The organism is Fimbriimonadia bacterium, from assembly GCA_039961735.1.
Classification (GTDB): Bacteria; Armatimonadota; Fimbriimonadia; order Fimbriimonadales; family JABRVX01; genus JABRVX01.
Window position 1 is genome coordinate 1 of the sequence record JABRVX010000058.1, and the last position, 7,122, is coordinate 7,122.

General features: G+C 63.1%; 8 protein-coding genes. 6 read left to right on the forward strand and 2 right to left on the reverse strand.

The features are described 5' to 3' along the window. The first annotated feature begins 14 nt into the window (after positions 1-14). From HRF45_12330 to HRF45_12345, 4 genes are all read left to right on the forward strand, one after another. Positions 15-188 carry a hypothetical protein gene (locus HRF45_12330; GenBank protein MEP0767309.1) on the forward strand — a complete coding sequence of 58 codons (174 nt, stop codon included), beginning with the start codon at positions 15-17 and terminating at the stop codon, positions 186-188. After that, entirely contained in the window at positions 185-412 is a 228-nt protein-coding gene (locus HRF45_12335) for a hypothetical protein (GenBank protein MEP0767310.1), read from the forward strand. Before HRF45_12330 ends, HRF45_12335 begins: the two co-directional genes overlap by 4 nt. Before the next feature lie 65 nt (positions 413-477). Next, positions 478-1,380, forward strand: a complete 903-nt coding sequence (locus HRF45_12340) for a hypothetical protein (protein ID MEP0767311.1) — start codon at positions 478-480, stop codon at positions 1,378-1,380. Continuing rightward, positions 1,371-1,886, forward strand: a complete 516-nt coding sequence (locus tag HRF45_12345; protein MEP0767312.1) for a hypothetical protein — start codon at positions 1,371-1,373, stop codon at positions 1,884-1,886. The genes HRF45_12340 and HRF45_12345 overlap by 10 nt, the downstream gene beginning before the upstream one ends. A gap of 139 nt (positions 1,887-2,025) precedes the next feature. Here HRF45_12345 and HRF45_12350 read toward each other — a convergent pair whose 3' ends face one another. Both HRF45_12350 and HRF45_12355 read right to left on the reverse strand, forming a co-directional pair. Beyond that, the gene (locus tag HRF45_12350; protein MEP0767313.1) at positions 2,026-3,837 is read right to left on the reverse strand and encodes a DUF1565 domain-containing protein; all 1,812 of its coding nucleotides are present in this window, start codon (positions 3,835-3,837) and stop codon (positions 2,026-2,028) included. Positions 3,838-3,950: 113 nt separating this feature from the next. Next, positions 3,951-5,408, reverse strand: a complete 1,458-nt coding sequence (locus HRF45_12355) for an aspartyl protease family protein (protein ID MEP0767314.1) — start codon at positions 5,406-5,408, stop codon at positions 3,951-3,953. Between the two features lie 649 nt (positions 5,409-6,057). On the opposite strand from HRF45_12355, the gene HRF45_12360 reads away from it, so the two are divergent. Next, complete coding sequence (locus tag HRF45_12360) at positions 6,058-6,831, forward strand: hypothetical protein (GenBank protein ID MEP0767315.1); 774 nt, start codon at positions 6,058-6,060, stop codon at positions 6,829-6,831. A 95-nt stretch (positions 6,832-6,926) separates the two neighbouring features. Continuing rightward, positions 6,927-7,082 (forward strand): hypothetical protein, encoded by a 156-nt coding sequence (locus HRF45_12365; GenBank protein MEP0767316.1) that lies wholly within the window; start codon positions 6,927-6,929, stop codon positions 7,080-7,082. Positions 7,083-7,122: the final 40 nt, after the last annotated feature.

Genomic DNA, 7,122 nt, shown 5'->3' on the forward strand with positions numbered 1-7,122 from the left:
GCTGGGTCTCTCGAATGGGTGTTTCCGCCAACGCGCGTGGCGACGTGCTCTGGCTCGCACGAACCCCAGACTACTACGCGCCGTGGGAGGTGTGGTACTCCGAGCTGGTGCCGGAGCCCAGGGCCATGATGCTCATACTCCCTGGCCTGCTGGTGATTACGTGGAGGAAAGGGAATCGCACGTCGTGAGTGTCGGCTTGACCACTTGGAGGGTTTTCGCCGACTCGGCGGGATACCTCCATGTCATCGGTCCAGCGGTTCCACCGTTCCCTGTGAACATCGGAGCGGCAGCTGGGCTGCAGGGCGAGCAGTACGGGGCGAGGCCGCACGTGGTTGTGGACAACCAGGGCATTCTGTACATCGGCAACAACGCGGGGCAGATGCGCGCCATCTGGGCGCCGTTTTCTCGCTAGCAGACTGACCGCCCTGCACGGGCACGTGCCCGTGCAGGGCACTACGGTTTGGATGGGAGGCAATTATGAAGAGGTACATCCGGTTGGCGTCGGCAGTGGCACTTCTCGGGGTATGCAGTGTCTCATTCGCCGCAGAGCAGTGGATCCACGAGAAACTCGTGGAAAACGTGTACGGCGCCACCGTCGAGAACTTCCGCGCTGTAAACAGCCGCGGAGACGTCGCATACAACGTTATACCCACGGACAACATCTACTTCAGGGACGTGTACAAGAACCGGGAGAACATCACGGCGTGGCTCGGGCCGTGGCGCACGGCGTACTACTTCGGGCTCAACGATGCTGGGCAGGTGGGCTACGGAGGTTGGGCCGGCGGTTGGAAGAACTTCAAGGTGTTCGTGGATCGCACGGACTGGAGCAGCGCCATGCTCGACCCGGACAAGTCGTACGATCTGGGCGCATCCTTCGTGTCGAGCCGAGGGGAACCTAAGTGGACTGCAAAGGAGAACGTGGCAGGTGCCAGCACCGATCTGTACGTGGGCCATAGAAAGATCACCGAGGGCCTCTCGGGCTATTACAGCGCCGGTGGCAAGATGAACGGCAACGACGACCTCGCCTGGTGGCTGTACGGCGACGTTACGGGAAGGCAGTATCAGATATTCTTCAACGACCGGAACATCACGGTACCCGTGGTAGGCTTCGGTGCGCGGGTGTCGCACGTGTTCTCCGTAAACGACCGTGGCGACGTGTCCTGGACACACGAGTGGCTGGACTCCATCGGACGCCCCGGCTCCCACGGTTACATCAACGATTACAACTTCAGCAGGCCGCTATTCGGGGATGAGCCTTGGACCGGTGCGGACGGAGGAATCCTTAACAACCGCGGCGACGTAGCGTGGTCCGCGGCGGACATCCGTCTCTACCCGCGGGCTACGACGGCGAGCGGTTCGGAAGCCAGGACGTGTTCCTGAACGACCAGAACATCTCCTATGCGTTATACGGGGACGTTCCACACGACTGCGCAGTGCTTGGTCTGAACGACCGTGGTGACCTGCTGTGGCGCGGTAACATCCGCGGGGTTGAGGGGAGCATGACCCTGTACCTCAACCAGACCAACATCTCCGCAATTGCGGGCCCCGATAGCTTCGTGTACAACTGGAGAGAGGTGACCAAACTGGATCAGCACGGACGTGTAGCATGGATGGACCGGGGGCTATTGGACGCGTGGCCCGAGCGCGTGTGGGTGGACGACCTGGTCCTCAGTACCGACGCCCTCGGGCCCGACTGGCGTAACTACGGCGCGTACTTGCTGGACATGGGTCCTAACGGCCATGTGCTGTGGATGAGTTACGATATAAACCAAATGGGTAGGGTCACCGTCTGGCGCTCCACCCCCATCCCGGAGCCCTCAGGCGGTGCCGCAGCCGTGTGCGGCCTGCTCCTCTTGGCACCACTTTGGAAGCGCCGCAGACGATGAGAGGCCATGACGCGACATATTCCAGCGCAGCGTACCGGCATCGGTCGGTGGCATCATAGCTAGCGACTTCGTGCTAAGGCGACGCGGCGGCCTCCGGGGGAACCGGAGGCCGCATCACTCCAAGAGACAGCTCCCGAGGCTACGGAGGGCAGTTGCCCTCGGCGCCTCCCGTCACACGCCAGTGCCAGCCGTCGGCGGCACCCGCCACGACGATGTTCACACCGCACACCGGAGGATTGTCGGTAAACGTGTTGTCAATCGCCTGAAGCCGAGCACCGCTCGGGCGTGAGTCGTCTAGGTCAATGGCGCAGTTGCTGAAGGTATTGTCGCCCGGGTCCGATGTGGTACCCGCGTCAACGACGCCCTTCAACACCTGGATCGCCGCCCCCGTCGTGTTTTCGAAGGTGCAGCCACGAACCGTGACACTCTGCGCGTCTCCCGGCCCGGCCACGATGATGCCGTTGGTTGAGCCGGTGAAGGTCGTGCCCGTAACCGCGACGGTCACGTCGGCGTTGATGAACAGACCGGCTGCGCTCTGGGCCGAGAGAGTGCAGTTCTCGATTGTGAAAGTCAGACCCGCCTGGTCTGCCTCGACCGCGTTGGGCGGGGGAGACGTGCTGCCGGTGCCGGCGATTAGCATCTGCTCCAGTGCGGCATCGTTCCCTCGAATCAGCACGACCCGAGCGGCGCTGCCACCGGTGTAGGGCGACACAGCTCGGAAGCCCCGAAGCGTTACGCGGTCGCCAGAGATGAGAAATACCGTCGGATCGGTCGCACCACCCGTCACGATGACGCTCGAAGGTGTCGCCCCACCCACGATGGTGACATCGTCGCCAACGTCAATCGGGAAGGTCTCGCCGGACGCGGCGCTGTACACACCCGCCTTAAGGAAGATCGGGAGCCCCGGCACGCGGCCGTCGTTCAGAGCCTCGCCGATGGTCTTGTAGGGATTAGCTGCCGATCCGTCGCCGCTGGTGGCGACGTTAGGGTCAACGTACACCGCGGATTCGCAGACGGTGCCGATGTCCCAGCCGGGCGCGCCGGCTTCCGCAAAGACGTTAGTACCGCACTGAGCAGCCGGGTTGAAGGTGTTGCCTCTAGCCTGCATGATGGAGCCGCCACTGCGTGCGTCCCGCAGGTGATACAGTAGCGATCCGGTGAAGGTGTTTCCGCCTGCAGAGGTTGCCGTACCCGCATCCACGGAGCCGCCCTCCACGTTGATCCCCGCTTGCGCATTCGCATTGAACGTGTTGGTGCGGATGGTCGCCGTGCTGCTCGTGGCGGTGCTTGCGAGATGCACGCCGTAGTCACAGTCGGCGAATGTGTTGCCAGTTATGGTGCCCACTGCATTCGTGCCCGAAATGGCGATGCATGCGGCGTTCGGCGCGGAGAGAGAACTCCCGGTGATCGAGAACACCACGTTATTGGCGAGAACGGCGATCCCGTGTCTGCCCGCGGCTCCGGCGCCCACGATGATGCAGTTGATCACTTCGGTGGGCGAGGCCGTAGAACCCGCCCCAATCAAGACCGCCCGCGCGCTCGCTGCCGTCGATGCGCTTTCCACCTTCACCTTGTTGAGGCTGGACCCGAGCTGAAGCTGCACAACGGTCGCGTTCCCCGTGTCACCAACGATCTGGGCGTCTGCAGCCGTCGCAGCCGTGCCTTCTAGGTCCACGTTCGCCGGTATCACGAGAGGGAACGTCTCGCCTGCAGCTGCGTTGTAGACGCCGCTGCCAACCCGGATCTTTAGGAGCGTGCTCACTTCGGGATCGGTGAGTGCCTTGGTGATAGTCCGGTATGGGTTGGTCTGGGTCCCGTCACCGGTTACATCGTTGCCTGTGCCTGCCACGTAGACGGCGACGCGAACACCCGCGCCACCTCCGCCTCCGCCACCGCAGCCCGCAAAAAGCAAGGGGAGGATAGCCGGGACGATCAGAGCAAGTCGCTTCATCCTGAATCTCCGCATCCGTGGATTTGGCCCGTTAGCGCCTGACGACTATTCTGACCCATTCACCCAGGCGTTTTCACCTTCACACTCGTCCGGAAGCCGAAACAGAGGGTGCGTCAGTCCTCGGCCTTCGTGGGCACGCTGCTGGCCCCGGGAGCTTTGTACACGATGTAAAGCATTCTAGCAGGACCGTCTATGGTGAATTGCTGCGCGTCCTTGAACAGTTCCAGCCCCAACAGCGCACCCATCCGGAAGCCGAGACCATGTGAAACCTGCTTGTCCAAGCTATCCTGGCCAACGGGTCGAGCGATCGTTATCTTATGCCCGCCGACCGTAAGGGTGAGCGGCTTTGTAGAGACGATGCTCTTGCCCTTCTCGGCCGAGGTACCGACGCCTCCAGCGAGCGAAGGACCGATCTTGTAGTCCTCCTCCTTCAGCGTCTCCTGCATCCACTCGAACGAGTACATGTTGATGGGCGCTCCGGTATCCAGCAGCGCCCAAGTCTCCCAATCGTTCAGCTTCACAGGAAGCACGATCTTCGCGTCTCCTATCAACGAGAACGGCACTGCGATTTGCTTGCTGCCATCCGTCTGCGTGAGCACCTCTCCAGGCTTCCCTTTGTACACCGACACATCGCTTAGGGTCAGCGTCTTCCTGTCGAAGTCCACGGTGGACACATAGTCCAGCATCCAGCGCGTGTCGAGCACCCCGCCTATGCCCATGAACTTCGTCAGCATGTCCAGCATCCCAATCATGGCGGCGGGTTGCTTGCCGATCGTCACGTCGCCGATCTGCAACTTCTCGATGATGCCTATCTCCACGGTCTCCAATCCGCCGAATCCGAATGCGGCGCTCGTCCCCAATGCTTCTATGCCCAACTCCTTCGCCTTGGTGGGCGAGAGTGAAGGATGCACCGAGCCCCCGGTGTCTAGAGCGAGCACCAGCGGCTTCTCGTTGGCCATGGCCTCCACGGTGATGTAAGGCCGGACCTGCTTCAGGGGTATTCGGACGTTCATCCCTTCGGCCGGTTCGACCTTGGGGCGTTGCGGGATTGTCGGATAGACTGCGACGAGACCCTTTAGCTGCGGCAGCAACTCGTCGAAGGGGTAGCCCTTTGGCTCGGCCTCCAGAATCGCCTTGCCGTATGGCGCTGCGGTGGCGAACTCGCCCTCCGACTGGTAGATACCAAACAGGAACGCTCGGGCGTCGTTCACGGCCTCGGGCTCGCTCAGTGCCTCCTTTGCCAGCCGTTCGGCCTCGCGGACGTTGTTTTGGAGCTGAACCACGGCGGCATGAGCTAGCTTCTGCCAGCCGTGCGCGCTCTTGGTCCCACCGTCAGTAAGTCGGGCGGCCAGCTTGTCGTCTCCAGCACGGATGGCCGCCATCGCTGCCAAGCCCTTGTCGCGTGCAGGGGCCGAGGGCTGCTTAGCCACGTCTTGAGCCAGCGCGTACGCGGCCTTCCAGTCGTCTTTGCGAAGGTTTGCGAGGATCTCGTCGCCCCGCTGCGCTGTAGCCGCGGCGAGCGTGAGGATGGCGAGAGTGAGGGCGAAGGTGTTGCGCAGTTGCCGAGTCATTCGGGTCTCTCCTGATTCATGCTGGGCCGCCCCTTCGGGCGGCCGAAAATGGCTTGAAAGATTCCTAGCCAGTATTACCTCGGGACCGACAGGTAGAGTTGCTTGACGAGCGGGCAACCCAGGCCTTTTGCGGGTTGCACCGTAAGGGAAACCGGCTTAGAATCGTGCTTGGATACGCGACGAGGCTGGACGCTACCCCTCATGTTCGTGTCCGGCTGGGACGCATATTGCGCGCGGAGCGGTTGCCCAGGCAACCGCTCTCGCATTTGTGGGGAGCGCGCGTGTCCGCAACTCCGCGCCTGGCAACCCCACTCCGCGGGCTCGAGGGGCGAACGGGGGTACGCGTCGGAGAATGCGTCTGCATACTCGCTCGATCTGCCGCTGTCTGCGTCCTAGGGGTATCATCCCCTCTACACGCGCCATGATTCCAGCCCACACAGCGGAGGCCCTCGAGCTCGAAAGACGTCTTTCCGACTTCCTAAAGAGCGAGGAAGAGCGTCTCGGCGGTCCTCAGCCAGCCGTCAAGCCGCCGCATCGCGTGCCGTTCGAATGGCCGCGAAGCTCTCTGAGCGCTCGTTATCACATCCCGCACTCGGCATACGTGGGTCATGCGACCCTGTCGGTTGACGGCCAGGAGTTCCCGGTCGAGGTGGCAGAGACAGAGTACGGCGTTTTCGGTCGGTGCGAACGGTTCTGGGCGGAAGCCCGAGGTGCGAATGTCGAAGCGATGCTAGCCAACCTGCAGGCCGAGTGCATGCCGCTTTGGAGGAGGCAGCGCGCCATAGGTAAAGCCCTCGGACGGGATGAACGGGTCGAGACACCCGTCTCGGCGATGGAGCCCCTTGACCTGTGCCGCCTGCTGTACTGCGAGGACCGCGACGTCGCCAACGAGGCGATGACCGTGATTGACGAGGCCGCCAGCCGGGGTATTTGGGGCCCCGCACTCCTGACAATCCTTCGCGACCGCAGCCATCCGCTTCGCCGGCAGGCCCAGTGGTGCGTGCTGGACCTACTGGAAGACCTCCGCGGCTTCTTCCCCAGCGAGGCAGAACAAGCGGAAGCCCTTCGGGTGCTGGAGGAGTTCCTCTGGGGCTGTGAGGACGACTACGCGCGGACGTGCTACAAGTGCGGGGACGTGCTGGGCGACCACGTCGCGGACGACCGAGCAGTGGACTTGCTGCTTCGCGTGCTCGCCGGCGCCCCCTCGCCGTTCGGGAGGCGGTCGGCCATCCACGGCCTGATTCACGCGACGGAGTGGCTTTCCGAGCGCAAGGACGAGATCCTAGCCGCCCTCGAGCGCGCTTCGCACGATGACGCCCACCCACTCCTGCGGGAGTACGCTGCGATAGCCATGGATGACATACGTGTCGGCGCCCCCGGCTTCCACCCCCACGGCCCGGAACCGGTCTTCGAAGGGGAGTAAGCGCGACACGAGCTTCCGGGCTGCTGACTCAGATGGCTCGGCGCTGTGCCTGCTATCGCCTCTCTTCGGGGCGAGTGGGAGGTAACACCTTCCGAGTGGGGCTCGATGCCCTGACAAGCGAACGACTCGGGCGAAGTGGCGTGGGTGCTGAAGCGAAGGGCTATCACACGGGCGGGACGCCCGTGCCACCCCCCAACGTAGCGATGGGCTATCACACGGGCGGGACGCCCGTGCCACGTGCCACCCATTAGGACGCGCGCGTGATCGGCTCGCACTGCTGGAACGACCTCT